The organism is Pseudomonas panipatensis (assembly GCF_900099785.1).
Lineage (GTDB): Bacteria > Pseudomonadota > Gammaproteobacteria > Pseudomonadales > Pseudomonadaceae > Pseudomonas > Pseudomonas panipatensis.
The window spans coordinates 17132-42536 of record NZ_FNDS01000013.1; the positions used below are offsets into that span (position 1 = coordinate 17132).

Genomic DNA, 25405 nt, shown 5'->3' on the forward strand with positions numbered 1-25405 from the left:
AGGCGGACGCGGAGCCCCCAGCCAGCAGGACGCCGAACCCGTCACCTGTCCCGCTTGCGGGACAGGACCAGGGCGAGGGCAAACAGGCTTCCCGGGCGCACGGCGCCCCAAGGTGAACACGAATGAGCAAGGCAAACCTCTACCAGCAACGCCCCGAAGCCGGCATCAAGGCCGAAACCCCGCTGCACCACGCCGAACTGGACAAGCTCGCCAGCCGCGCCGTGGCCAACGCCGGCATCACCCTGCGCGAGAAGAAACTGCTCGGCCACCTGACCCTGCGTGGCGACGCCCATGACCCGGCCTTCGCCGAAGGCGTGCACAAGGCCCTCGGCCTGGAGCTGCCGGTGGCCCTGACCCTGGTGGCCAAGGGCGCGACCTCGCTGCAGTGGCTCGGCCCGGACGAGTGGCTGCTGATCGTCCCCGGCGGCGAAGAGTTCGCCGTCGAGAAGCGTCTGCGCGACGTGCTCGGCGAGGCGCTGCACTACTCGGTGGTCAACGTCAGCGGCGGCCAGACGCTGCTGGAACTGAGCGGCCCGAACGTGCGCGACATGCTGATGAAATCCACCAGCTACGACGTGCACCCGAGCAACTTCCCGGTGGGCAAGGCCGTGGGCAGCATCTTCGCCAAGTCGCAGTGCGTGATCCGCCACACCGCCGAGGACACCTGGGAACTGGTGGTGCGCCGCAGCTTCGCCGACTACTTCTGGCTGTGGCTGCAGGACGCCTGCGCCGAGTACGGCCTGCAGGTCGCCGCCTAAGGTCGAGCGCCGCGAACCCCGACGGCCGAGGCGATGCCTCGGCAAGCACGGGTTTCGCGGCGCCTCCGGGAGCGCTGCGCGTTCCCTGTCGCACGTCGCACGCTCGGCGCCGATCCGCTTGGCGCGCCGCAGGAGATCGAGATGAGCCGCACCCCCGATACCTGGATCCTCACCGCCGACAGCCCCAGCCTGCTGGGCACCGTCGATGTGGTGACGCGCTACCTGTTCGAGCGGCAGTGCTACGTCACCGAACACCACTCCTTCGATGACCGCCTGGCGCAACGCTTCTTCATCCGCGTCGAATTCCGCGCACCGGCCGGCTTCGACGAAGCCGACTTCCGCGCCGGCCTGGGCGAGCGTGTCGCGCCCTTCCAGATGAACACCGAGCTGACCCCGCCGGGCTATCGCAGCAAGGTGGTGATCATGGTGTCCAAGGCCGACCACTGCCTCAACGACCTGCTCTACCGCCAGCGCATCGGCCAGTTGCCGATGGACGTGGTCGCGGTGGTCTCCAACCACCCGGACCTGGAACCCCTGGCGCGCTGGCACGGCATCCCCTACCACCACTTCCCGCTCGACCCGAACGACAAGGGCGCGCAGGAAGCCAAGGTCTGGCAGGTGATCGAGAACAGCGGCGCCGAACTGGTGATTCTCGCCCGCTACATGCAGGTGCTCTCGCCCGAGCTGTGCCGCAAGCTGGACGGCTGGGCGATCAACATCCACCACTCGCTGCTGCCCGGCTTCAAGGGCGCCAAGCCCTACCACCAGGCGTACCAGAAAGGCGTCAAGCTGGTCGGCGCCACCGCCCACTACATCAACAACGACCTCGACGAGGGGCCGATCATCGCCCAGGGCGTCGAGGCCGTGGACCATGCCCATTACCCCGAGGACCTGATCGCCAAGGGCCGCGACGTCGAGTGCCTGACCCTGGCCCGCGCCGTGGGCTACCACATCGAGCGGCGGGTCTTCCCCAACGCCAACCGGACCGTGGTTCTTTGACCGCGCCCTCGCCCGCCAGGCGGCTCGCATAGGGCGGCCGGCGCGGGGAGAGACACCGCTCAGCGCTGTAGGACGCATGACGCCGCAGGCGTCATGCGCCGGAGCAACGGCGAATGGATGACCTCCATCCGCCCTACGCCAGCCGGTTTCCCGTGTCACGCGGGCAGCCGGCGACCAAGCAACACCGACAGACCCGCCGGCTGCCGATTCATTCCGGCCCTGTCGCGCAACAGACGACATCCCAGTGCAAAGCCGCACGGCTCGCCGTGCATTTGTGCCCACAACGACAATGAGGAATGCGTATGTCTGGTAATCGTGGTGTGGTTTATCTCGGCCCAGGTAAGGTCGAAGTGCAGAACATCCCCTATCCGAAGATGCAGGACCCGCAAGGCAAGCAGATCGATCACGGGGTGATCCTGCGCGTGGTCTCCACCAACATCTGCGGCTCCGACCAGCACATGGTGCGCGGCCGCACCACCGCGCCGGTGGGCCTGGTCCTCGGCCACGAGATCACCGGCGAAGTCGTCGAGATCGGCCGCGGCGTGGAAACCATGAAGATCGGCGACCTGGTCTCGGTGCCCTTCAACGTCGCCTGCGGCCACTGCCGCACCTGCAAGGAACAGCACACCGGCGTCTGCCTGACGGTCAACCCGGCGCGTGCCGGCGGCGCCTACGGCTACGTCGACATGGGCGGCTGGGTCGGCGGCCAGGCGGAATACGTACTGGTGCCCTACGCCGACTTCAACCTGCTCAAGCTGCCGAACCGCGACGCGGCCATGGAGAAGATCCGCGACCTGACCTGCCTGTCGGACATCCTGCCCACCGGCTACCACGGCGCGGTCACCGCCGGGGTCGGCCCGGGTAGCACCGTGTACATCGCCGGCGCCGGTCCGGTGGGCCTGGCCGCTGCCGCCTCGGCACGCCTGCTGGGCGCCGCCGTGGTCATCGTCGGTGACGTCAACCCGACTCGCCTGGCCCATGCCAAGGCTCAGGGCTTCGAGATCGCCGACCTGTCCAAGGACACCCCGCTGCACGAGCAGATCGCCGATCTGCTGGGCGAGCCGGAAGTCGATTGCGCGGTGGACGCGGTGGGCTTCGAGGCGCGTGGCCACGGCCACTCCGGCTCGCAGCACGAAGCCCCGGCCACGGTGCTCAACTCGCTGATGGGCGTGGTGCGCGTCGCCGGCAAGATCGGCATCCCCGGCCTCTACGTCACCGAAGACCCGGGCGCGGTGGACGACGCCGCCAAGCACGGCAGCCTGAGCATCCGCTTCGGCCTCGGCTGGGCCAAGTCGCACACATTCCACACCGGCCAGACCCCGGTAATGAAGTACAACCGCCAACTGATGCAAGCGATCATGTGGGACCGCCTGAAGATCGCCGACATCGTCGGGGTGGAAGTCATCACCCTGGACGACGCGCCCAAGGGCTACGGCCAGTTCGATGCCGGCGTGCCGAAGAAATTCGTCATCGACCCGCACAACCTGTTCCGCGCCGCCTGAGGCGTTCCGCGCAAGACCCCGGCCGCGGCGCCACTACCGCGGTCTCTCTCCAAGGGAGCCTTCGGGCTCCCTCTTTTTATCCACAACCCTGTCCGTGGCAGCGTGGCATGGCGCCCGCGCCGGGAGCCTCAGGCGCGGGCCGCCTGCAAGGCGCGCTGGCGCTTGCGGCTGGCCAGCCAGTAGACCGGCGAGACCACGCCCAGACCGACGATCCAGGAGATGTCGGCGCCGTTCATGGCGCGTGCCACCACCCCGGTGTACAGCTCGGTGGACATGAACGGCACCTGCACCAGGATGCCCAGCACATAGCAGTTCACCGCGGTCCAGTTGAAGGTGCCGTAGATGCCGCCGTCGCGCCGGAAGAACGACGGCACGTCGTACTGGCCGTGGGCGACCAGGTAGTAGTCGACCAGGTTGATCGCGCTCCAGGGCACCAGCACATAGAGCAGCAGGAGGATGAAGTTGGTGTAGTTGGCCATGAAGTTATCCTGGCCGAGCAGGGCGATCGCCAGCGAGGCGCTGAACAGCAGCAGGGCGATCAGCGCGCGCCAGCCGGCGCGGGCGGTCCAGGCCGGCAGCAGGGTCTGGCCGACGGTGATGGTAGAGAGCGTGCCGCAATACAGGTTCATCGCGTTGGTCGCCGCGATGCCGATGGAGAACACCGCCACCATAAGCGCGCTGAGGCCGCCGGTCATCTCGATCAGGCCGGCGATGACGTTGCCGTCGCTGACGCACAGGCCGACCATCACGCCGAGCAGCATCGGCAGGATCGAGCCAAGGCAGCAGCCCCAGTAGCTCGACCAGAACGCGGTGCGCGAGCCGGTGTCCTGGGGCATGTAGCGCGAGTAGTCGGAAACGTAAGGGGCATAGGCCAGTTGCCAGAGCGCCGCCACCGAGAGCGCGCCGAGGAAGCCCGGCAGGTTGTTCTGGTTGCGCTGCAAGAAGTCCGCCGGCAAGCCGTGGACGAACAGCAGCCAGACGAAGCTGGCCAGCAGCACCGCGCCGGACAGCCAGGACATCAGCCGGGTGTAGCCGTGGATCAGGCGATAGCCGAACACCGTCGCCACCACGCTGACCACACCGACCAGGAGGATGCCCGCATCGGTGCCGATGGCCGGGAAGCGCGCGTTCAGCGACTGGCCGCCGAGCACCAGGTTGGAGGCGAAGAAGCCCAGGTACATGATCACCACCAGGGCCACCACCAGCAGCGAGCCGAAGGAGCCGAACTGGCCGCGGGTCTGCACCATCTGCGGCACGCCGAGCTGCGGCCCCTGGGCCGAGTGCAGGGCCATGAAGATGCCGCCGATGAGGTTGCCGAGCACCAGCGCCAGCACGGCGGCGAAGAACGGCAGCTTGAATACGGTGACGGCCAGGGCGCCGGTGACCACGGTAAGCAGCATGATGTTGCTGCCGAACCAGATGGTGAACAGATCGCGCGCGCGGCCATGTCGCTCGTGTGCGGCGATCGGCTGGATGGTGCTCAGCTCAAGAGTCGCCGCCGGAGTGTGCGTCGTTGTCATTATCGTTCTCGCAGGGGAATGCGGCGCCCGGCGCGAACGCCGGACGCCAGGGGAAGCCGGGCGATCAGCGTGCCGCCCAGGCGTTGAAGCGGGTTTCCAGTTCTTCGCCGTGGTCGACCCAGAAGGCCGCGTCCACCGCGCGCGCGCCTTCCAGATTGGCCGGCGCCGTCGGCAGCGCGGCGCGCACCTCGGCCGGCAGCAGGTCGAGGGTGCCCTTGTGGACCGGGCCGTAGGGGATGCTCTCGGAGAACACTTTCTGCGTTTGCGGCTGGCTGGCGAAGGCGATGAACTTCTCGGCCAGGGCCTTGTTCGGCGTGCCCTTGACCACCGCCCAGTATTCCGGGTCGTAGAGGCTGCCCGGCCAGACGATACCGAGCTTCACGCCTTCCTTCTGCGCGGCGGCGATGCGCCCGTTGTAGGCGGCGCTCATCACCACGTCGCCGGCGGCCAGCCACTGCGGCGGCTGTGCGCCGGCCTCCCACCACTGGATGTAGGGCTTGAGCTGGTCGAGCTTGGCGAAGGCGCGGCTGACGCCCTCGGGCGTGGCGAGCACCTTGTACAGGTCCTCCTGCTTGACCCCGTCGGCGAGCAGGGCGACTTCCAGGGTGTACTTGGCGCCCTTGCGCAGGCCGCGCTTGCCGGGGAAGTCCTTGACGTCCCAGAAGTCCGCCCAGGAAGTCGGCGCCTTGGCCAGCTTGGCGCCGTTGTAGGCCATCACCATGGACCAGACATAGGTGGCCACGCCGCACTCGCTGAGGGTGCCGGGCACGTATTGCGCGGAGTCGCCGAACACGGCCGGGTCGATGTGCTCGAACAGGCCCTCGTCGCAGCCGCGCAGCAGCTCGGGACTTTCCACCTCGACCACGTCCCAGCTAACTTTGCCGACCTCGACCATGGCCTTGATCTTGGCCATTTCGCCGTTGTACTCGCCGGCGACCACGGTACCGGCGCCGCTCTGGTCGAAGGGTTTGAAATAGGCCTGCTCCTGGGCGGCCTTGGTGGCGCCGCCGAAGGAGATGACGGTGAGGTTCTGCGCGTGCGCCTGGGTGACTCCCGCCAGGGTGGCGAGGATGGCGCAGCTCAGCGATGCACGCTTGAGTAAGGACGGATACATGGAACGACTCCCACAGCGGTTAGGCATTGTTGTGTATTGCGGGGCAGTGACTGGCCAGAGGCCGGACAATAGGGTTCCGTCGCGCGGGCTTCTGCGAGCCCGTGGCGTTGTCTTGGGGGTGCGGCGGCGTGGTTTGCGGGGGCGGAGACCGCCCCCGCATGGCGGCGTCAGAGCACGCCGAATTCCTGCGCCGTGCGGTCGATGGCGATGCGCGTCTTGTCGACCAGTTCGTCGATTTCGCCGCGCCCGGCCACCAGCGCCGGGGCCATGATCATGCGGCCGAGGGTGGAGCGAATGATCACGCCCTCCTCGAAGCCGATGGTGCGGCAGCGCCAGGCGATGTCGTTCTCGTTGGCGAAGCGCTTGCGCGTGGCTTTGTCCTCGGCCAGTTGCAGCGCGGCGACGAAGCCGGCGCCCTGTACCTCACCGACCAGCGGGTGGTTGCCGAACACTTCGCGCAGGCACTGCTGCAGGTAGGGGCCGGTGTCGTTCTTCACCTGGGTCACCACGCCTTCGTCGCGCAGCGCGGTGAGGTTGGCGATGGCCACCGCCGCCGCCACCGGGTGCCCGGAGTAGGTCAGGCCGTGGGCGAACACGCCGCCCTGCTCGACCAGCACCTCGGCCATGCGCTTGCTCAGCACCAGGCCGCCCATGGGGATGTAGCCGCTGGTCAGGCCCTTGGCGATGGACAGGGTGTCCGGCTGGAAGCCGAAATGCTGGTGGGCGAACCATTCGCCGGTGCGGCCGAAGCCGCCGATCACCTCGTCGGCGCACAGCAGCACGTCGTACTGGCGGCAGATGCGCTGGATTTCCGGCCAGTAGCTTTCCGGCGGGAAGATCATGCCGCCGGCGCCCTGGAAGGGTTCGGCGACGAAGGCGGCGACGTTGTCGGCGCCCAGCTGGAGGATCTTTTCTTCCAGTTGCAGGGCGGCGCGACGGCCGAACTCGGCCGGGCTCAGGTTGCCCTCGTGGGCGAACCAGTAGGGCTCGTCGATGTGCTCGAAGTCCGGCAGCATGCCGCCCATTTCGTGCATGAATTTCATGCCGCCCAGCGCGGTGCTGCCCAGGGTCGAGCCGTGGTAGCCGTTCCAGCGGCCGATCATGATCTTCTTCTGCGGCTTGCCGAGGATCTGCCAGTAGCGGCGCACGGTGCGGATCAGCGCCTCGTTGGCCTCGGAGCCGGAGTTGGTGTAGATGGCGTGGCTGTAGTGGTCGGGCAGCAGGCTGAAGAGCAGTTCGGAGAGTTCGATCACCGCCGGGTGGGTGGTGTGGAAGAACATGTTGTAGTACGGCAACTGCTCCAACTGGCGGCTGGCCGCGGCGTTGAGGTCCTTGCGCCCGTAGCCGAGGTTGGTGCACCAGAGGCCGGACATGCCGTCGAGGTAGCGCTTGCCGTCGTTGTCCCAGAGATACAGGCCCTCGCCGCGCACCATCACTCGCGGGCCTTCGGCGTTCAGTGCCTTCTGGTCGAGGAAGGCATGGATATGGTGGGCCGCATCCGCTGCCTGGTAGTCGCGGGTGTCACGCTGTCCGCTGATCTGGGCTGTCATCGCTGAGGGTCTCCGATTTTCTTCTTGTCACCGACTCGCTGGCCGGCTGTTAACGCAGTTGGAACCACGTCGTTTTGAGCTGGGTGTACTTGTCGAACGAGTGCAGGGAAAGATCGCGGCCGAAGCCGGACTGCTTGCCGCCGCCGAAGGGGATCGCCGGGTCGAGGGCGTCCACCGTGTTCACCGATACCGTGCCGACGTTCAACCGCGCGGCCACGCGGTGGGCGCGATTGAGGTCGTCGCTCCACAGCGAAGCGGCGAGGCCGAAGGGGCTGTCGTTGGCCAGGCGCACGGCCTCGTCTTCGCTGTCGAAGGCGCTGACCGCCAGCACCGGGCCGAAGACTTCCTCGCGGGCCAGGCGTTGCCGGGGATCGACGCCGGTGAAAATGGTCGGCTCGATGAAGTTGTCCGAACCATTGAAGTGCAATTGCCGACCGCCATGGGCCAAGCTGGCGCCACTGCCCTGGGCCTCGTCGATGAAGCGCAGGATGCTCGCGGTCTGCTTGCCGTCGACGATGGCGCCGGCGCGACTGGCCGGGTCCAGCGGATCGCCGGGCAGCCAGTCGCGGGCCTTGGCGATCAGGCGCTCGACGAACTCGTCGTGGATCGAGCGCTCCACCAGCAGGCGCGAATTGGCCGAACACACCTCGCCCTGGTTGAAGAAAATGCCGAAAGCCGCTTTTGCTGCCGCAAGGTCCAGGTCGCGGCAATCGGCGAACACCAGATTCGGGCTCTTGCCGCCGCACTCCAGCCAGACCTGCTTGAGGTTGGACTGGGCGGAATACTGCATGAAGTACTTGCCCACTTCGGTGGAGCCGGTGAACACCAGGCAGTCCACGTCCGGGTGCAGGCCGAGGGCCTTGCCGGCCTGTTCGCCGAGGCCCGGCACCACGTTCAGCACGCCTTCCGGCAAGCCGGCTTCGAGGGCCAGTTCGGCCAGGCGCAGGGCGGAGAACGGCGACTGCTCGGCCGGCTTGAGCACCACTGAGTTGCCGGCGGCCAGCGCCGGGGCGAGCTTCCAGGCGGCCATGTCGAGGGGGAAGTTCCACGGCACCACGGCGCCGATCACCCCCAGCGGCACGCGGGTGATGGTGGCGAGGGCGTTCTGCGCGGTCGGCGCGACTTGGTCGTAGAGCTTGTCGAGGCTTTCCGCGTACCAGGTGAAGACGCCGGCGGCGCCGGGTACGTCGATGTTCCAGGCATCCATCACCGGCTTGCCCATGTTCAGCGAGTCGAGCAGCGCCAGCTCCTCGCGGTTGGCCAGCATCAGCTCGGCCAGCTTGAGCAGCACGGCCTTGCGCTCGCGCGGCGCCATGCGCGCCCAGGGCCCCTGGTCGAACGCCTGGCGCGCGCTGCGCACGGCGGCGTCGATCTCGGCGGCGCCACAGGCGGCGACGTTCGCCAGCAGGCGGTTGGTCGCCGGGTCGATGGAGGCGAAGGTGGCGCCATCACGGGCGGTGACGCGGCGGCCACCGATCAGGGCGCTGTCGATGAACTGTTGGCGCGCGGCACGCTGCTGCCAGTCGTTGAGTTGGTACACCAGGGCACTCCTGCTCACGGGCTTATTGTTCTGGATACGGCCAGATGGTCGCCCATGCCCCTGCCGAGGAAAATTATTAAATATGTCTTCGCTGTATATGAAAAAGCTGGGCAGGCGCGCACCGAATCGGTTCACCCGCCAGCTTCTGGTGCACGCCCCCGCTCAACCCTGGACCAGGGCCGCGTACAGCTGCGGACGGCGCCCCGGCAGATAAGGGAAGCAGTCGGCCAGGGCCGCGCGCCGCGCGCGGTCCAGGCGCACCAGCAGGAGGCACTCGGCGGCGCCCGCGGCGGCCAGCGCCTCGCCGTCCGGCCCGACGACCCGCGAGCCGCCCAGGTAGGCCAGGCCGTTCTCCTCGCCGCAATGGTTGCAGTAGGCGACGAACAATTGGTTCTCCACCGCCCGCGCCGGCACGATCAGTTGCGGCACGGCGCCGTATTCCGGGGTCAGCGCGGTGGGGATCAGCAGCAGGTCGGCACCGCCCAGGGCTTGGTGGCGCACCGCCTCCGGGTATTCGACGTCGAAGCAGATGAGCAGGCCGAGGGTCCAGTCGCCGAAGCGGAACGGCGTCTCCAGGCGCTCGCCCGGGGTGAACAGCTCGCGCTCCATGGCGCCGAACAGGTGGGTCTTGCGGTAGTTGGCCAGGCGCTGGCCGCTGGCGTCGATGAACTGTGCGCTGTTATACGGCTTGCCGCCCTCGGCATGGCGCTCGGCATAGCCGTAGCACACCGCCACACCATACTGCCGGGCCAGCTCGGCGATACGCCGCGCCGCGGGGCCGTCGGCGGCCTCGGCCAGCGCGGCCATCTGCGCCGGTACCTGATAGCCGCAGAGCCACAGCTCCGGGCACAGCAACAGCTCGCCGCCGACGCCGGCGACGCTCGCCAGTTGCCGCTCCAGCGCCGCCAGGTTGGCGGCCGGATCGGCGGGGAAGCCCTGGGTTTGCCAGATGGCCAATTGCATGCTGCATTCTCCTCGGCGCAAGCGTGTACGGGAATTGCACAGCAGTATGCATGCCGGCCCAGCGGGCGCTGGCCATGGAAAATATCGTCGCTATCGAAGAAAAAGCTCACTTCGCCCCACCCCGCCGCGCCCGACGACGCGGTAAGGTGGCGCGAAAGAAAAATGACAGAGGTTGCGTGTGGCGTCCTATACCTTGCGGCAATTGAAGTATTTCGTGACCACCGTGGAATGCGGCAGCGTGGCCGAGGCCTCGCGCAAGCTGTACATCGCCCAGCCGTCGATCTCCACGGCGATCAAGGGCCTGGAAGAGAGCTTCGGCGTGCAGCTGTTCATCCGTCACCACGCCCAGGGCGTGTCCTTGACCCCGGGCGGCGGGCGTTTCTACCGCAAGGCCCAGGAACTGCTACGCATGGCCCACGAGTTCGAGCAGAACGCCCTGGCCGACAATGACGTGGTCGCCGGGCAGATCGACCTGGGCTGCTTCGAAACGGTCGCCCCGCTGTACCTGCCGCGCCTGATCGCCGGCTTCCGCGAACGCTACCCGGGGGTGGAAATCCGCATCCGCGACGGCGAACAGCAGGAACTGGTGCAGGGCCTCACCGCCGGCCGCTTCGACCTGGCCTTCCTGTACAAGCACGACCTCGACAGCACCATCGAAACCGAGCCGCTGATGCCGGCCCAGCGCCCCTACGCGCTGCTCCCGGCCGACCACCGCTTCGCCCGCCAGGCACAGGTGTCGCTGCGCGACCTGGTGCTGGAACCGATGATCCTGCTCGACGTGCAGCCCAGCCGCACCTATTTCGTGAGCATCTTCGAGGAACTCGGGCTGACCCCGAACATTGCCTTCAGCTCGCCGTCCATCGAGATGGTGCGCGGCATGGTCGGCCAGGGCTTCGGCTTCTCGGTGCTGGTCACCCGGCCCCATTCGGAGTGCACCTACGACGGCAAGAAGGTGGTGATGGTCGACATCGCCGAGCCGGTCAGCGCCTCCGGCCTGGTCGCCGCCTGGCTCAAGCGCTCCCAGCTGACCAAGCCGGCGCAACTGTTCGTCGAATACGCTCGTGGTGAACTGAGCGGCACGGCGGGCCTGGACAAAGCGCCGGCCAACGGCTGAACGGGTTCGCCGCCGGCCGCGCAAGCGCTACAATCGCCACCCTTCCGCTTTTCGCTCCGCAGCCATCCCATGCTTGTCTGGAAAAACCGCGTGCAGCGCCTGATCGCGCTGGTCCTCTCGCTCCTCGAACGTTACCCGCGCCTGGTCGCGCTCGCCGGTTTCTGCTCCGGGCTCTTCAGCTTCGTCATGGTCGACCGCCACCGCGCCGGCTTCGCCCGGATGATGGCCATCGTCATGCTGGTGAGCTGGCTCTGGCTGATGCTGGAAAACCTGCTCACCGAGCGCTTCAAGAAGCGCTTCGGCTGGTCGGTGCCGCCGGGGCTGATGCGCTACGCGACGCAACTGATCCACCAGGAAAGCCTGTTCTTCGTCCTGCCGTTCTTCTTCGTCACCACCACCTGGAACAGCGGGCAGATCCTCTTCACCGGCTTGCTGACCCTGGCCGGGCTGGTCGCCATCACCGACCCGATCTACTACAAATGGCTGTCGCGGCGGCGCTGGACCTTCCTCGGCTATCACACCCTGACGCTGTTCGCCGTGCTGCTCACGGCACTGCCGCTGATCCTCCAGCTGAGCACCCCGCAAAGCTACAAGTGGGCCCTGGGCATTGCCGTGGCGCTGTCCTTCCCCAGCCTGCTGGTATCGGTTTCCATCCATAAATGGTGGCGCTGGCTGGCCCTGCTCGGCCTGAGCCTGTCGATTGGCGCGGTCGGCTGGTTCGGCCGGGCCTGGGTGCCGCCCTCGACCCTGTGGCTGACCGAAATGGCGGTCACCGAGGACTTCGACGATAGCCAGCGCACGCCCGGCGACAGCCTCGAACAGATCAGCGCCGCGCAGGTGCGCAGCCAGGGCCTCTACGCCTACACCGCGATCAACGCGCCGCGCGGGCTGGATGAGCGCATCTACCACGTGTGGCGGCAAAACGGCAGCGAAGTCGACCGTATCGCCCTGGATATCCATGGCGGTCGCGAAGCCGGCTACCGCGCCTGGACGCACAAGCAGAACTTCCCCACCGACCCCAGCGGCGATTGGCAGGTACAGGTGCTCACCGAAGTGGGCCAGGTGATCGGCACCCTGCGCTTCGAGGTCACGCCCTGACCGTGCGGTTCGCTTGACCACGCCCCGCGGCTTCCCCTAAAAGTCGCCGATCACCCGCGTGCAGAGAGAACCACAAGAATGAGCGACGCCCTCCGCCACCCGTTCGACCAGGCCATCGCCCTGCAGGCCGATCCCGCCGACGCCGACCGCTTCACCGGCCGCACCAGCCCCGCCTACTGGAACATGGTCGGGCCCTTCGGCGGGATCACCGCGGCCACGCTGTTGCAGGCCGTGCTACAGCATCCGCAACGCATCGGCACGCCGCTGTCGCTGACCGTGAACTATGCCGCCGCCATCGCCGCCGGCGACTTCCGTATCCAGGCCACGCCAGTGCGCACCAACCGCTCGACCCAGCACTGGCTGCTGCAACTGAGCCAGGTCGACGCGCAGGGCGAGGAGCAAGTCGCCAGCACCGCCACCCTGGTCACGGCCATTCGCCGCGAGACCTGGAGCAGCACCGACCTGGCGCGGCCGCAGGTGGCCGCAGCCGCCGAGCTGGAGGCGCTGCGCCCGAGGGCCAAGGGCGTGGCCTGGATCGAGCAGTACGAAATACGCCCGCTCAGCGGCAGCTTCCCCAGCGTCTGGGACGGTGCCGGCGAGCACAGCCACAGCCGCCTGTGGATGCGCGATGCGCAGCCGCGCGCGCTGGACTTCCCGGCCCTGGCGGCGATGAGTGACATCTTCTTCCCGCGCGTCTGGTTGCGCCGGGCCATCCCGGTGCCGGCCGGTACCGTGTCGATCACCACCTACTTCCACGTCGACGCCGAGCAACTGGCCAGCGTCGGCAGCGGCTACCTGCTCGGCGACGCGCGTGGCCAGGCCTTCCGCAATGGCTTCTTCGACCAGAGCGCGGAGCTGTGGAGCGAGGCCGGCGAGCTGCTCGCCACCAGCAACCAGATCGTCTACTACAAGGAATGAGCGCGCCGGGAACGGCCTGCCGCGGAAACGAAAAAGCCCGGCGAATGCCGGGCTTTTCGCTTGGCGCGACGGTCAGACCTTCTTCACGAACTCCGACTTCAGCTTCATCGCGCCGATACCGTCGATCTTGCAGTCGATGTCATGGTCGCCGTCGACCAGGCGGATGTTCTTCACCTTGGTGCCGACCTTGACCACCAGGGACGAGCCCTTGACCTTGAGGTCCTTGATCACGCTGACGGTGTCGCCGTCCTGCAGGACGTTGCCAACGGCATCCTTGATCACCTTGGCCTCGTCAGCGCCCTCGGCGGCGCCGGTGGCGGACCATTCGTGAGCGCACTCCGGGCAGACCAGCATGGCGCCGTCCTCGTAGGTAAATTCGGAGTGGCATTTCGGGCAGGGCGGCAGGGTGCTCATCGGGTCTCTCGCTTCACGGCATGGAAAAACCACGGATTATATAAGGACATGCCGTCGCGCGCGCGCCTGATCTGGGTCAAGCCTGGCGCACAACGCCCATCCAGTGCGCAAAGACCGTCTAATCTGATAGGAGGACGCCTCCTGAGCCGGCCGACTGCTGAAGTTGCTGGGCACTTGGGACGAGCTTCGTTCGGTCGTCGTCCGCAGGGTAATCCACCACTGGCCTCAGTCGCCGGGAGTGGGTGCCGTTCCATTACCTATCACTGTTGAGAGTTCAGCCATGAGAATAGCGCGCAAGTTAGTGGTACTTGGCCTGGCCACGGTCCTGGCAGGTCCGGGATACCTGCTTGCAGCCACGTCTGCAAGCGATTCGACGGCTCCGGCGGATGGCGCAGCGGCGAGCAGTACCACGCCGAGCAAGACCACGACGACCAAACACAAGCAGCACAAGAAGACCACTCACAAGAAAGAAACCAAGCAGCAGGAGTCCAAGGAAAAGAGTTCCATGGAGACCAAGGAAAAGAACTCGATGGATAGCAAGCCAGCAGCGCCGAGCGAATAGCGCGCCTGTTCGAGGCGGGCCGGACACGCCCGCCTCGCCTGCCGGCGTAGCGCACGCCCGAATAAAAAAAGGGGAAGCATCGTGCTTCCCCTGGGGACTAAACCTTAAGACCCGTCTGTCCGTCGGTCAGCCTTCAATCTCGATGAGGATCTCACCCGGGTTGACCCGGTCGCCCTTGGCCACGTGAATGGCCTTGACGGTACCGGCGATGCCGGCCTGGACCTCGGTTTCCATCTTCATGGCCTCGGTGATCAGCACGGCCTGGCCGGCCTTGACGCTGTCGCCTTCCTTCACCAGCACATCGACGATATTGCCCGGCATGGTGGTAGTGACGTGGCCCGGCGCGCTGGCCTGCTTGCGCTTGTTGCCGGCGCCGCCGACGTACTCGTTGAGCGGCTCGAACAACACTTCTTCGGGCATGCCGTCGATGGAAAGGTAGAAGTGACGCTTGTTCTCGCCCTTCACGCCAACGCCGGTGATGTCCACGCGGTAGGTTTCGCCGTGCACGTCGATGACGAACTCGGTGGGCACGCCTTCGCCGCCGGCCGCGGCCACGCCGTTGCCATTGGGAATCGGCAGCAGCTCTTCCGGCTTCAGGGTGCCGGCGGCGCGCTCTTCGAGGAACTTGCGCCCGATGTCCGGGAACATGGCGTAGGTCAGCACATCCTCTTCGGACTTGGCCAGGCTGCCGATCTCTTCACGCAGCTTGTTCAGTTCCGCCTTGATCAGGTCGGCCGGGCGCACGTCGATGACTTCTTCGCTGCCGATGGCCTGGCGCCGCAGTTGCTCGCTCACCTCGCCCGGTGCCTTGCCGTAGCGGCCCTGCAGGTACAGCTTCACCTCGTTGGTGATGGTCTTGTAGCGCTCGCCGGCGAGCACGTTGAAGAACGCCTGGGTGCCGACGATCTGCGAGGTCGGGGTGACCAGGGGCGGGTAGCCGAGATCGGCGCGCACCTTGGGGATTTCCGCGAGCACTTCGTCCATGCGGTTGAGGGCGCCCTGCTCCTTCAACTGGTTGGCCAGGTTGGAAATCATCCCGCCCGGCACCTGGTTGACCTGCACGCGGGTATCCACGCCGGTGAAGGCGCTCTCGAACTGGTGGTACTTCTTGCGCACGGCATAGAAGTACAGGCCGATTTCCTGGATCAGCTCCAGGTCCAGGCCGGTGTCGTAAGGGGTGCCGCGCAGCGCCGCGACCATCGACTCGGTGCCCGGATGGCTGGTGCCCCAGGCCATGCTGGAGATGGCGGTGTCGATGCGGCTGGCGCCGTTCTCGATGGCCTTGAGCTGGCACATGCTGGCAACGCCGGCAGTGTCGTGGGAGTGCACCACCACATCGAGCGGCAGGGCATCCTTGAGCGCCTTGACCAGTTCGCCGGTGGCGTAGGGGGTCAGCAGGCCGGCCATGTCCTTGATGGCGATGGAGTCGACACCCATGTCGGCCATGGCGCGGCCCTGGGCGACGAAGGCCTCGATGGTGTGCACCGGGCTGGTGGTGTAGCAGATGGTGCCCTGGGCGTGCTTGCCGGCAGCCTTCACCGCCTCGATGGAAACGCGCAGGTTACGCACATCGTTCATGGCGTCGAAGATGCGGAACACGTCGATGCCGTTGACCGCCGCCTTGGCCACGAAGGCGCGGACCACGTCGTCGCTGTAATGGCGGTAGCCGAGCAGGTTCTGCCCGCGCAGGAGCATCTGCAGGCGGGTGTTGGGCAACGCGGCCTTGAGCTTGCGCAGACGCTCCCAGGGGTCTTCCTTGAGGAAGCGCACGCAGGCGTCGAAGGTGGCGCCGCCCCAGACTTCCAGCGACCAGTAGCCGACCTTGTCGAGCTTGTCGCAGATCGGCAGCATGTCCTCGGTGCGCATGCGCGTGGCCAGCAGCGACTGGTGGGCGTCGCGCAGGATGATATCGGTGACGGTGACTTTCTTGCTCATTCGATGATCCTCACAGGCCGGCATGGGCGGCGATGGCGGCGGCGATGGCCAGGGCCAGCTCTTCGGGTTTGCGCTTGATCGAGTAGTTGGTCAGTTCCGGGTGGCTTTCCACGAAGCTGGTGTTGAACTGGCCGCTGCGGAATTCCGGGTCCTTGAGGATTTCCTGGTAATACGGCGCGGTGGTCTTCACGCCTTGCAGGCGCATGTCGTCCAGCGCGCGCAGGCCGCGGTCGAGCGCCTCTTCCCAGGTCAGTGCCCAGACGATCAGCTTCAGGCACATGGAGTCATAGTACGGCGGGATGGTGTAGCCGGTGTAGATCGCCGTATCGGTGCGCACGCCGGGGCCGCCGGGCGCGTAGTAGCGGGTGATCTTGCCGAACGAGGGCAGGAAGTTGTTCTTCGGGTCCTCGGCGTTGATCCGGAATTGCAGGGCGAAACCGCGGTGCTGGATGTCTTCCTGCTTGACCGAGAGCGGCAGGCCGGAGGCCACGCGGATCTGCTCGCGGACGATGTCGATGCCGGTGATTTCCTCGGTGATGGTGTGCTCCACCTGCACCCGGGTGTTCATCTCCATGAAGTACACCTCGCCATCGGCGAGCAGGAACTCCACGGTGCCGGCGTTCTCATAGCCCACGGCCGAGGCCGCGCGCACCGCGAGATCGCCGATGTAGGCGCGCTGCTCGGGGGTGAGCTGCGGACTCGGGGCGATTTCGATGAGCTTCTGGTTGCGGCGCTGGATCGAGCAATCGCGCTCGAACAGGTGCACGGTGTTGCCGAAGGAGTCGGCGAGAATCTGCGCCTCGATGTGCTTCGGGTTGACGATGCACTTCTCCAGGAACACCTCGGCGCTGCCGAAGGCCTTGGTGGCCTCGGAGATGACCCGGGGGAAGGCCTGCTCCAGTTCGTCGCGGCTGTTGCAGCGGCGGATGCCACGGCCGCCGCCACCGGAGGTGGCCTTGAGCATCACAGGGTAGCCGATGCGCTCGGCTTCGGAGATTGCCTCGGCGAGGTCGGCGACGTTGCCTTCGGTGCCGGGGGTGCAAGGCACGCCAGCGGCGATCATGCTGCGCCGCGCTTCGGTCTTGTCGCCCATGCGGCGGATGACCTCGGCGGACGGGCCGATGAATTTCACCCCGCGCTCGGCGCAGATTTCCGCCAGCTCGGCGTTCTCGGAAAGGAATCCGTAGCCCGGATGCAGGGCATCGCAGCCGGTTTCCACCGCCAGGTTCACCAGGGCGCGCGGGTTGAGGTAGCCGGCCAGGGGGTCGGCGCCGATGCTGTGCGCCTCATCGGCGCGCTTCACATGCAGGGCGTGGCGATCGGCGTCGGAGTAGATGGCCACCGAACGGATGCCCATCTCGGCGCAGGCGCGCACGATCCGGACAGCGATCTCCCCACGGTTGGCGATCAGGATTTTCTTGATCACTTTCGGTTTCCCTCGGCTGAATCTTGTGGATTCGGCGCTTGAACCAATCGGCAATCCGCCGCGGAGAGGCTTCCGCGTCGGCTGGGCGCATCGCCGGAGCAGGGTTCCGGCGTTTTTTTACCCTACGCGGCCTGAAGGATTAACCAAAATCAATAATTATTGGGGTAGCCATAATTTTTATCTTATAGTTGAGCGCATCGTCCCCTTCGCGAGCCGCCAAAGATGCGTAAGTCATTGATGCGCATGACACTTCGCCAACTGCAGGTCTTCCGGGCAGTGTGCGAAAGCCGTTCCTACAGCCGCGCCGCGGAGGAAATGGCGCTGACGCAACCGGCGGTCAGCCTGCAGATTCGCCAGTTGGAAGAACTGGTCGGCCAGCCGCTGTTCGAGTACATCGGCAAGAAGCTCTACCAGACCGACGCCGCCGATGCCCTGCTGCGCGCCAGCAACGACATCTTCCAGCGCCTGGAGGTGCTGGACATGCAGCTCTCCGACCTCAAGGGTTCGCTGCAGGGGCAACTGCGCCTGGCCGTGGAGTCCAGCGCCAAGTACATCACCCCGCACCTGTTCGCCACCTTCCAGCAGCAGCACCCGGACGTCAGCCTGCACCTCACCGTGGTCAACCGCGCGCAGGTGATCAAGCGCCTGTCGGACAACCGCGACGACCTGGTGATCATGTCCCTGGTGCCACAGGACATGGCGCTGGAATTCCTGCCGTTCCTGAACAACCCGATCGTCGCCGTGGCACCGCCGGACCACCCGCTGTGCAACACCGCCAAACTGTCGCTGAAAGACCTCGAAGCCTGGCCGCTGCTGATCCGCGAGCCGGGCTCCGGCACGCGCAAGGCCTGTGAGGAACATTTCCAGCAGAAGCGCGCACATTTCCCGCAAACGCTGGAAGTTTCCTCGCTGGAAGCGCTACGCGAAGGGGTCGTGGCCGGGCTCGGGTTGGCCCTGTTGCCACGTCATGCGGTGAGCCGCGAACTGCAGGCCGGGCTGCTCCGCGAACTACCGGTGGAAGAGTTGCCGCTGTACCGCAGTTGGTGTCTCGTGCATGCCCGCGGCAAGCGCCTGAGCCCCGTGGCCCAGGCGTTCGTCGCCTTCATCCGTGAAGAGCGGGCGCTGATCAGCCAGCTTGCCGAGCGCTTCGCCGCGAGCCCCGCGCAGAGCTAAGGTAGGCGGCGGCGATCAGGTCGGGATAATCGGAGATTTCTTGGTTAAGACGCCGGCTTTCGATGCGATCTTCGATCGCCCGACGGAACTGCATGCGGCGTTGGTCTTCAAGCTTGCGGCGGGTCTTGCTATCCAGGAGTTGGGTATCGTCGATCTGGCGTGGCATCTCGCATCTCCCATGGCCGAAGGGCTGGAGAGGCCAGCATGGGCGCACGCCGTGACAGTTTGATGGCGCCCGCGCGCCGCTGATCAGGACTCCTGCGCGGCAGCCCCGCTCGGCGGATACCAGGGATCGACGTGGGTCATCAGGTTCAGCACCCGGTGCCGCTGCAGCACCCGGCTACGGGCTTCGACGGCGATTTCGTGGCTCACCTCCACCGACAGGGTGGCGTCGATTTCCAGGTGCGCGTCGACCACGATCATGTCGCCCATCTTGCGCGTGCGGATGTCATGCACACCGGCGACGCCCGGCGTGCCGCGCAGGGTTTCCAGGATGGCCTCGACCTCTTCCTTGTCGGCGGCGCGGTCGGTGAGATCGTGCAGCGCGTCCCAGGTGAAGCTCCAGCCCATCTTCGCCACCATGCAGCCGACGATGAGCGCGGCGATCGGGTCGAGGATCGGATAGCCGGCCAGGTTACCGACGATGCCGATACCGACCACCAGCGACGACGCCGCGTCGGAGCGGGCGTGCCAGGCGTTGGCCACCAGCATGCTCGATTTGACCCGCTCGGCCACCCTCAGCATGTAGCGGAACAGCAGTTCCTTGGCCACCAGCGCGGTGCCGGCGACCCACAATGCCGTGGCGTGTACGGTGGCGATGGTTTCGGGATATTCCAGCTTGCGCACGGCCGCCCACAGCATGCCCACGCCGACCGCCAGGAGAATGCCGCCAAGCGCCAGCGAGGCGGCGTTCTCGAAACGCTGGTGACCGTAGGGATGGTCCTCGTCGGCGGCCTTGCTGCTGTGGTGGTTGGCCAGCAGCACGACGAAATCGGCGACCAGGTCGGACAGCGAGTGGATACCGTCGGCGATCAGGCCCTGGGAACGCGAGAAGAAGCCGACGGCGATCTGCACCAGACTCAGCACCAGATTGACCACGATGCTCACCGTGGTACTGCGCGACGCCGCGCGGCTGCGCTCCTCGGCGCTGACGCGATCGTCTTCGTGATCTTCCAGGAAAGGGGTGTTCTTCATGGTTCGCGGTTCCACGCATGGCTGGCGCAATGGCTGCGCATAGAGAGTCGGCCAATGCTCACAGAAAACCGGTCAAAAAGACGTCAAGACCGCGTCCCCGGGCAAGCCCGGCGGCGCGGCAAAACAGCGCGCCCCGATCAGTTGGCGTCGTCGGCGCGCGGCTCGTCGTGGCTCTTCACCACCTTGGGCGACAGGCGCAGGCTGCGCAGGCTGCGCTTGACGCTCTTCAGGTGGTTGACCAGGTCCGGCCCGCGCGCCATGGCCACGCCCATGGCCAGCACGTCGATCACCACCAGGTGGGCGATGCGCGAGGTCAGCGGGGTGTAGATGTCGGTGTCCTCATGGACATCGACCGCCAGGTTGACCGTGGCCAGGTCAGCCAGGGGGGTCTGGCTCGGGCACAGGGTGATCAGGGTGGCGCCGGCCTCGCGGACCAGGTTGGCGGTCACCAGCAGGTCCTTGGAGCGCCCGGACTGCGAGATGCAGATAGCCACGTCGCTGGGCTTGAGGGTCACCGCCGACATCGCCTGCATGTGCGGGTCGGAGTAGGCCGCCGCCGACAGCAGCAGGCGGAAGAACTTGTGCTGGGCATCCGCCGCTACCGCGCCGGAAGCGCCGAAGCCATAGAACTCCACGCGCTGGGCATGGGCGATGGCGGCGATGGCGCGCTCCAGGGCATGGGTGTCGAGCTTCTCGCGCACTTCCATCAGCGAATGCAGGGTGGTGTCGAAGATCTTCAGGCTGAAGTCGGTCACCGAATCGCTTTCGTTGATCGCGAACTGGCCGAAGCTGGCCCCCGCGGCGAGGCTCTGCGCCAGCTTCAGCTTGAGGTCCTGGAAGCCGGTGCAACCGATGGCGCGGCAGAAGCGCACGATGGTCGGCTCGCTGACGCCGACGCCATGCGCCAGGTCGGCCATGGAGCTGTGCATGACCGACGCCGGGTCCTGCATCACGTGATCGGCGACCTTGAGTTCCGACTTGCGAAGCAGATGACGCGACTGGGCGATGTGTTGCAACAGGTTCACTGGGCTGGACTCGGCTATGATCGGCGGATGGGATGTAGTCGGCTTGTAGTTATACTACAAAACAGGCGATGACGCCCAGGCAATAAGTGGCGGAGCAGTATTCATCATGTCGAATTCCCCGGCGTTTCCCCGTTCCTGCGACATCCTGGTGTTCGGCGGCAGTGGCGACCTGGCCCTGCACAAACTGCTGCCGGCGCTCTACCACCTGCATCGCGAGCAGCGCCTGCCGGCCGATACCCGCATCTTCGCCCTGGCCCGCAGCACGCGGGCGCTGGACGACTACCTGGCGCTGGCCGAGCGGCATTGCCGGGCCCAGGTGAGCCGCGACGACTTCACCCTGGCCGACTGGCAAAGCTTCGCCGCGCGCATCGACTACCTGGCCATGGACGCCGCGCAGAGCGCCGACTTCGGCCGTCTGCGCGAACGCCTCAAGCACAGCGAGACGCGCGTACTGGTGCATTACCTGGCGACCGCGCCGAACCTCTTCACCCCCATCGCACAGAACCTCAAGCTCGCCGGCCTGGCCGGTCCCGAGGCGCGCATCGTGCTGGAGAAGCCGCTCGGCCACTCGCTGGAGTCGGCACGCGCGATCAACCTGGCGATCGGCCAGGTCTTCGATGAGTCGCGGGTATTCCGCATCGACCATTACCTGGGCAAGGAAACCGTGCAGAACCTCATGGCGCTGCGCTTCGCCAACACCCTGTTCGAGCCGCTGTGGCGCAGCGCCTACGTCGACCATGTGCAGATCAGCGTCAACGAGACGCTCGGCGTGGAAAACCGCGGCGCCTACTACGACCATGCCGGGGCCATGCGCGACATGGTGCAGAACCACCTGCTGCAACTGCTCTGCCTGGTGGCGATGGAGGTGCCGGTGCATTTCGACGCCGAATCCGTGCGCAACGAGAAACTGAAGATCCTCCAGGCGCTGCGGCCGATCGGCGGCCAGGACGTGCAGGACAAGACGGTGCGCGGGCAGTACAGCGCCGGCCACATCGGCGGCCAGGAAGTGCCGGCCTACTGGTTCGAGAAGCAGGTGGACAACGACAGCGACACCGAAACCTTCGTCGCCGTGCGGGCGGACATCGACAACTGGCGCTGGGCCGGGGTGCCCTTCTACCTGCGCACCGGCAAGCGCATGGCGAAGAAGTGCTCGGAGATCGTCATCCAGTTCAAGCCGGTGCCGCACAACCTGATCGGCGACGGCAGCGGCCCGGCCAACCGCCTGTGGATAAGGTTGCAGCCGGAGGAACGCATCAGCCTGCAACTGATGGCCAAGATGCCGGGCAAAGGCATGCAACTGGAAGCGGTGGAGCTGGACCTGAACCTGGCCCAGGCGTTCAGCAAGAACAAACGCCGCTGGGATGCCTATGAGCGCCTGCTGCTGGACGTGATCGAAGGCGACTCGACGCTGTTCATGCGCCGCGACGAAGTGGAAGCGGCCTGGCGCTGGGTCGACCCGATCCTCGCCGGCTGGCGGGAGCACTACCAGCGCCCGCGCCCCTACCCCGCCGGCAGCAATGGCCCGGAGCAGGCGCAGAGCCTGCTCGAACTGGCCGGACGCGAATGGTACAGCTAAGCCCCCGCGCGACCGAACCCACGCCGTCGCCGCGAGCGGCGGCGCTCAGAGCAGCGGGATGCTGTAGCTGACGATCAGGCGATTCTCGTCCTTGTCGCTCGAATCATTGCCACGCAGGACCGCGCTGCGCCAGGTGAATCCCAGGCCCTTGAAGGTGCCCTGGGGAATCACGTAATCCACGCGCAGATCGTGCTCCCACTCCTTGTTGTCGCCGTTCTTGGCCTTGATGTGCGAACCGCTCCAGTAGGTGAAGCTGGATTTCAGCCCGTCCACGCCGAGCCTGGAAAAGTCGTAGGCGTAGGCGGCCATCCAGGTGTCCTCGCCCGCGTTGACGAAGCGCAGCACCTGCGCGTTGGTGATCAGGTACGGCGAGCGGCCCTGCCCCTGGTTGATGTGCGGGAAGTCGCTGTCGCCGCTCATGCCCTGGTAGCCCAGGCTGAACGCATGGCCCTTCAGGCTGTAGGTGAGCATGCTGCTCCACAGGCGGTTATCCACCTCGCCCTTGCCGACGCCATTGCCGTAGTAACCGGCACTGACATAGCCCTCTTTCTGCCCGGAGGCGCTGCCGTTCTTGCCGTCGGGCGAGCTGTAGAAATAGCGCAGGTCGGTTTTCAACTGACCGACCGGCAATTGCCATTGATGCACCAGGCCGAGGAAATGTTGCTGGTAGAAGTTCTCCAGCTCGCCGTAGTAGTACTGCAACTGCAGTTGCTTGCTGGCCTGGTAATCGACCCCGGCGTAATAGAACTGATTGCTGAAACGCCCGGTTTTCGGATCGTTGGCGCCGTTGATCGACATCCCCTGCGCATTCGAAGAGTTACGGTCGTTCACCTGGTCGATGCGCCCGGCCAGCAGGTTGAAATCCTGCACATCCTTCGACTCGACCTGCCAGCCCTGGAAGGTCTGCGGCACCAGGCGCCCGTCGTTGTAGGTCAGCACCGGCAGCTTCGGCATCAGGGTGCCGCCCTTGAACTGGGTCTGTGCGAAGCGCGCTTTGGCGGTGGCCTCGAGACGACTGAAACTGCTTACCGCAGAACCGTCGTGCTCCAGCGGGAAGACGCTGCCCGGCTGGTACTTCTTGCTGCTCGACGAGCCCGGCGCGTCCAGGCGCACGGCCTCGATTCCCAGCGCGTCGACGCCGAAGCCCAGCGCCCCCTCGGTGAATCCCGACTGGTAGTTGAGCATGAAGGCCTGCCCCCACTCGCTGTCGGTGGGCTTGTCTTCGTTGCGGGTGTCCTGGTTGAAGTAGAAATTGCGCAGATCCAGCGAAGCCTTGCTGTCTTCGAGGAAACCGGCCGCCGACACGGACTGGGCGATACCCACGGCCGTCAGCAGGGGAAGGAGGATTTTGTGCATCGAGGACACCCGAGATCGGTAAGACTGGCTGGAAATGCTCATTCCAGAGCGACTGCGATTTTCGGGGCGCACTCTAATGAAAATCGCATATTCCTTGAAAGAATTAATTAGCATTCAATTAAAACAATAAAGAATAAAAAACCACTCTTCTTATGCCGGGCGCCCCCGCCGCGCACAGGTCGGAACGCTGCGAAGCCTCGGACAATTCCCGTACAATTCGTCCACCTATTTACGCGTCATCCGAGTTCCCCAGCATGTCCGTCCCCTTCAAACCCGAACTGCTCGCTCCCGCCGGCTCGCTGAAAGCCATGCGCCATGCCTTCGCCTATGGCGCCGACGCCGTCTACGCCGGCCAGCCACGCTACAGCCTGCGGGTGCGCAACAACGAATTCGACCTGGCCAACCTGGCCATCGGCATCGCCGAAGCCCACGCCCTCGGCAAGCGCTTCTACCTGGTGGTGAACATCGCCCCGCACAACGCCAAGCTGAAGACCTTCCTGAGCGACCTGGAACCGGTGCTGGCCCTGGGGCCGGACGCGCTGATCATGTCCGATCCGGGCATGATCATGCTGGTTCGCCAACATTTCCCCGAGGTAGCCGTTCACCTGTCGGTGCAGGCCAACGCCGTGAACTGGGCCAGCGTGGCCTTCTGGCGCGACCAGGGGTTGAGCCGGGTGATTCTGTCCCGCGAACTGTCGCTGGAAGAGATCGGCGAGATCCGCGAGCGGGTGCCAGAGATGGAACTCGAAGTCTTCGTCCACGGCGCCCTGTGCATGGCCTATTCCGGGCGCTGCCTGCTGTCCGGCTACATCAACCGCCGCGACCCCAACCAGGGCACCTGTACCAACGCCTGCCGCTGGCAGTACCAGGCGCACCCGGCGCGCGAGGACGAACTGGGCCTGGCCGTGGCCGAGCCGACCTTGGGCCTGGGCGCGCCCAGCCAGGAAATCTTCCTGCTCGAAGAAAGCAACCGCCCCGGCGAACTGATGGAGGCCTTCGAGGACGAGCACGGCACCTACATCATGAACTCCAAGGACCTGCGCGCCATCCAGCACGTCCAGCGCCTGGCGGAGATGGGCGTGCACTCGCTGAAGATCGAGGGCCGCACCAAGTCGCACTTCTACGTCGCACGCACCGCCCAGGCCTATCGCCAGGCCATCGATGACGCGGTCGCCGGGCGCGGCTTCGACCGTGGCCTGATGGATCGCCTGGAATCCCTCGCCCACCGTGGCTACACCGAAGGCTTCCTGCGCCGCCACGTGCACGACGAATACCAGAACTACCAGTACGGCAGCTCGCGCTCGGAGCGCCAGCAGTTCGTCGGCGAATTCAGCGGCGAACGCCGCAACGGCCTGGCCGAGGTGCGGGTGAAGAACCGCTTCGAAGTCGGCGACAGCGTCGAGCTGATGACCCCGGCGGGCAACCACGCCCTGCGCATCGAGTCCCTGCAGAACGCTCGCGGCGAAGCCATCGGCGTGGCGCCGGGCGACGGCCATGTGGTCTACCTGCCACTGCCGCAGGACATCGACCTGGGTTACGCCCTGCTGCTGCGCGACCTCGACGGCGCTCGCGCCAGCCAGGCCGCGACGGCGGCCGCGCCAGCCGCCAAGGGCGGTTGTGGCGGCGGCGGTTGCGGCAGTTGCGCGGGCTGACGCGCAACGGCGGATA

The 25405-nt window shown here is 66.2% G+C and carries 22 protein-coding genes; 10 read left to right on the forward strand and 12 right to left on the reverse strand.

Going from position 1 to position 25405, the window contains the following annotated elements:
- Positions 1–122: 122 nt before the first annotated feature.
- The 3 genes from BLQ74_RS23805 to fdhA all read left to right on the forward strand — a co-directional run bounded on the left by BLQ74_RS23805 (position 123) and on the right by fdhA (position 3259).
- A complete protein-coding gene (locus BLQ74_RS23805) occupies positions 123–758 on the forward strand; it encodes a sarcosine oxidase subunit gamma (RefSeq protein WP_090267554.1) in 636 nt (211 codons plus the stop codon).
- A gap of 141 nt (positions 759–899) precedes the next feature.
- Entirely contained in the window at positions 900–1757 is an 858-nt protein-coding gene (locus BLQ74_RS23810; RefSeq protein WP_090267555.1) for a formyltetrahydrofolate deformylase, read from the forward strand.
- 302 nt (positions 1758–2059) lie between these two features.
- Positions 2060–3259, forward strand: a complete 1200-nt coding sequence (gene fdhA, locus BLQ74_RS23815) for a formaldehyde dehydrogenase, glutathione-independent (RefSeq protein ID WP_090267557.1) — start codon at positions 2060–2062, stop codon at positions 3257–3259.
- Between the two features lie 128 nt (positions 3260–3387).
- Here the strand turns inward: fdhA and BLQ74_RS23820 are convergent, their stop codons facing one another.
- The 5 genes from BLQ74_RS23820 to BLQ74_RS23840 form a co-directional block, all read right to left on the reverse strand.
- Complete coding sequence (locus BLQ74_RS23820; RefSeq protein WP_090267559.1) at positions 3388–4779, reverse strand: purine-cytosine permease family protein; 1392 nt, start codon at positions 4777–4779, stop codon at positions 3388–3390.
- 64 nt (positions 4780–4843) lie between these two features.
- Positions 4844–5920: an ABC transporter substrate-binding protein gene (locus BLQ74_RS23825; protein WP_374438580.1), complete on the reverse strand. Its 1077-nt coding sequence runs from the start codon at positions 5918–5920 to the stop codon at positions 4844–4846.
- Positions 5921–6060: 140 nt separating this feature from the next.
- Entirely contained in the window at positions 6061–7443 is a 1383-nt protein-coding gene (locus BLQ74_RS23830) for an aspartate aminotransferase family protein (protein ID WP_090267563.1), read from the reverse strand.
- Positions 7444–7492: 49 nt separating this feature from the next.
- On the reverse strand, positions 7493–8983 hold the full coding sequence (locus BLQ74_RS23835) for an aldehyde dehydrogenase (RefSeq protein ID WP_090267565.1): 1491 nt from the start codon (positions 8981–8983) through the stop codon (positions 7493–7495).
- Positions 8984–9145: 162 nt separating this feature from the next.
- Positions 9146–9946, reverse strand: coding sequence for a carbon-nitrogen hydrolase family protein (locus BLQ74_RS23840; protein WP_090267566.1), 801 nt, complete (start codon positions 9944–9946; stop codon positions 9146–9148).
- Between the two features lie 178 nt (positions 9947–10124).
- Between BLQ74_RS23840 and BLQ74_RS23845 the strand changes: the two genes are divergently transcribed.
- From BLQ74_RS23845 to BLQ74_RS23855, 3 genes are all read left to right on the forward strand, one after another.
- Positions 10125–11060 carry a LysR substrate-binding domain-containing protein gene (locus BLQ74_RS23845; RefSeq protein ID WP_090267568.1) on the forward strand — a complete coding sequence of 312 codons (936 nt, stop codon included), beginning with the start codon at positions 10125–10127 and terminating at the stop codon, positions 11058–11060.
- A gap of 69 nt (positions 11061–11129) precedes the next feature.
- Positions 11130–12158: a DUF5924 family protein gene (locus tag BLQ74_RS23850; RefSeq protein ID WP_090267570.1), complete on the forward strand. Its 1029-nt coding sequence runs from the start codon at positions 11130–11132 to the stop codon at positions 12156–12158.
- 78 nt (positions 12159–12236) lie between these two features.
- Positions 12237–13076, forward strand: a complete 840-nt coding sequence (locus BLQ74_RS23855) for an acyl-CoA thioesterase (RefSeq protein WP_090267572.1) — start codon at positions 12237–12239, stop codon at positions 13074–13076.
- A 72-nt stretch (positions 13077–13148) separates the two neighbouring features.
- On the opposite strand, the gene BLQ74_RS23860 is transcribed toward BLQ74_RS23855, so the two are convergent.
- Positions 13149–13490, reverse strand: coding sequence for a zinc ribbon domain-containing protein YjdM (locus tag BLQ74_RS23860; protein ID WP_090267573.1), 342 nt, complete (start codon positions 13488–13490; stop codon positions 13149–13151).
- A 280-nt stretch (positions 13491–13770) separates the two neighbouring features.
- On the opposite strand from BLQ74_RS23860, the gene BLQ74_RS23865 reads away from it, so the two are divergent.
- Positions 13771–14052, forward strand: a complete 282-nt coding sequence (locus BLQ74_RS23865) for a hypothetical protein (protein ID WP_090267575.1) — start codon at positions 13771–13773, stop codon at positions 14050–14052.
- Between the two features lie 126 nt (positions 14053–14178).
- Here BLQ74_RS23865 and oadA read toward each other — a convergent pair whose 3' ends face one another.
- Together oadA and BLQ74_RS23875 are read right to left on the reverse strand one after the other, a co-directional pair.
- Positions 14179–15987 (reverse strand): sodium-extruding oxaloacetate decarboxylase subunit alpha, encoded by a 1809-nt coding sequence (gene oadA, locus BLQ74_RS23870; protein WP_090267576.1) that lies wholly within the window; start codon positions 15985–15987, stop codon positions 14179–14181.
- Positions 15988–15997: 10 nt separating this feature from the next.
- Positions 15998–17413, reverse strand: a complete 1416-nt coding sequence (locus BLQ74_RS23875; protein WP_090267578.1) for an acetyl-CoA carboxylase biotin carboxylase subunit — start codon at positions 17411–17413, stop codon at positions 15998–16000.
- A gap of 237 nt (positions 17414–17650) precedes the next feature.
- On the opposite strand from BLQ74_RS23875, the gene BLQ74_RS23880 reads away from it, so the two are divergent.
- A complete protein-coding gene (locus BLQ74_RS23880; RefSeq protein WP_090267580.1) occupies positions 17651–18586 on the forward strand; it encodes a LysR family transcriptional regulator in 936 nt (311 codons plus the stop codon).
- Here BLQ74_RS23880 and BLQ74_RS27790 read toward each other — a convergent pair.
- The 3 genes from BLQ74_RS27790 to hexR all read right to left on the reverse strand — a co-directional run bounded on the left by BLQ74_RS27790 (position 18540) and on the right by hexR (position 20805).
- The gene (locus BLQ74_RS27790) at positions 18540–18752 is read right to left on the reverse strand and encodes a PA3496 family putative envelope integrity protein (protein WP_090267583.1); all 213 of its coding nucleotides are present in this window, start codon (positions 18750–18752) and stop codon (positions 18540–18542) included. The genes BLQ74_RS23880 and BLQ74_RS27790 overlap by 47 nt on opposite strands.
- An 83-nt stretch (positions 18753–18835) precedes the next feature.
- Positions 18836–19780 (reverse strand): cation diffusion facilitator family transporter, encoded by a 945-nt coding sequence (locus BLQ74_RS23890; protein WP_090267585.1) that lies wholly within the window; start codon positions 19778–19780, stop codon positions 18836–18838.
- Positions 19781–19917: 137 nt separating this feature from the next.
- Positions 19918–20805 (reverse strand): transcriptional regulator HexR, encoded by an 888-nt coding sequence (hexR, locus tag BLQ74_RS23895; RefSeq protein ID WP_090267587.1) that lies wholly within the window; start codon positions 20803–20805, stop codon positions 19918–19920.
- 106 nt (positions 20806–20911) lie between these two features.
- Between hexR and zwf the strand changes: the two genes are divergently transcribed.
- Positions 20912–22381: a glucose-6-phosphate dehydrogenase gene (gene zwf, locus BLQ74_RS23900; RefSeq protein WP_090267588.1), complete on the forward strand. Its 1470-nt coding sequence runs from the start codon at positions 20912–20914 to the stop codon at positions 22379–22381.
- A gap of 45 nt (positions 22382–22426) precedes the next feature.
- Here zwf and BLQ74_RS23905 read toward each other — a convergent pair whose 3' ends face one another.
- Complete coding sequence (locus BLQ74_RS23905; RefSeq protein ID WP_090267590.1) at positions 22427–23737, reverse strand: OprD family porin; 1311 nt, start codon at positions 23735–23737, stop codon at positions 22427–22429.
- A 254-nt stretch (positions 23738–23991) separates the two neighbouring features.
- Between BLQ74_RS23905 and trhP the strand changes: the two genes are divergently transcribed.
- Complete coding sequence (gene trhP / locus BLQ74_RS23910) at positions 23992–25389, forward strand: prephenate-dependent tRNA uridine(34) hydroxylase TrhP (protein WP_090267592.1); 1398 nt, start codon at positions 23992–23994, stop codon at positions 25387–25389.
- The last annotated feature ends 16 nt before the right edge of the window (positions 25390–25405 follow it).

Excerpts from the sequence above, each read along its gene's own strand:
- BLQ74_RS23820 (WP_090267559.1), bottom strand. The coding sequence starts at position 4,779 with ATGACAACGACGCACACTCCGGCGGCGACTCTTGAGCTGAGCACCATC.
- BLQ74_RS23840 (WP_090267566.1), bottom strand. The coding sequence starts at position 9,946 with ATGCAATTGGCCATCTGGCAAACCCAGGGCTTCCCCGCCGATCCGGCC.
- BLQ74_RS23850 (WP_090267570.1), top strand. The coding sequence starts at position 11,130 with ATGCTTGTCTGGAAAAACCGCGTGCAGCGCCTGATCGCGCTGGTCCTC.
- BLQ74_RS23865 (WP_090267575.1), top strand. The coding sequence starts at position 13,771 with ATGAGAATAGCGCGCAAGTTAGTGGTACTTGGCCTGGCCACGGTCCTG.
- BLQ74_RS27790 (WP_090267583.1), bottom strand. The coding sequence starts at position 18,752 with ATGCCACGCCAGATCGACGATACCCAACTCCTGGATAGCAAGACCCGC.
- oadA (WP_090267576.1), bottom strand. The coding sequence starts at position 15,987 with ATGAGCAAGAAAGTCACCGTCACCGATATCATCCTGCGCGACGCCCAC.
- BLQ74_RS23890 (WP_090267585.1), bottom strand. The coding sequence starts at position 19,780 with ATGAAGAACACCCCTTTCCTGGAAGATCACGAAGACGATCGCGTCAGC.
- BLQ74_RS23830 (WP_090267563.1), bottom strand. The coding sequence starts at position 7,443 with ATGACAGCCCAGATCAGCGGACAGCGTGACACCCGCGACTACCAGGCA.
- BLQ74_RS23805 (WP_090267554.1), top strand. The coding sequence starts at position 123 with ATGAGCAAGGCAAACCTCTACCAGCAACGCCCCGAAGCCGGCATCAAG.
- BLQ74_RS23880 (WP_090267580.1), top strand. The coding sequence starts at position 17,651 with ATGCGCATGACACTTCGCCAACTGCAGGTCTTCCGGGCAGTGTGCGAA.
- BLQ74_RS23810 (WP_090267555.1), top strand. The coding sequence starts at position 900 with ATGAGCCGCACCCCCGATACCTGGATCCTCACCGCCGACAGCCCCAGC.
- BLQ74_RS23860 (WP_090267573.1), bottom strand. The coding sequence starts at position 13,490 with ATGAGCACCCTGCCGCCCTGCCCGAAATGCCACTCCGAATTTACCTAC.
- zwf (WP_090267588.1), top strand. The coding sequence starts at position 20,912 with ATGTCGAATTCCCCGGCGTTTCCCCGTTCCTGCGACATCCTGGTGTTC.
- BLQ74_RS23825 (WP_374438580.1), bottom strand. The coding sequence starts at position 5,920 with ATGCCTAACCGCTGTGGGAGTCGTTCCATGTATCCGTCCTTACTCAAG.
- trhP (WP_090267592.1), top strand. The coding sequence starts at position 23,992 with ATGTCCGTCCCCTTCAAACCCGAACTGCTCGCTCCCGCCGGCTCGCTG.
- BLQ74_RS23905 (WP_090267590.1), bottom strand. The coding sequence starts at position 23,737 with ATGCACAAAATCCTCCTTCCCCTGCTGACGGCCGTGGGTATCGCCCAG.
- fdhA (WP_090267557.1), top strand. The coding sequence starts at position 2,060 with ATGTCTGGTAATCGTGGTGTGGTTTATCTCGGCCCAGGTAAGGTCGAA.
- BLQ74_RS23855 (WP_090267572.1), top strand. The coding sequence starts at position 12,237 with ATGAGCGACGCCCTCCGCCACCCGTTCGACCAGGCCATCGCCCTGCAG.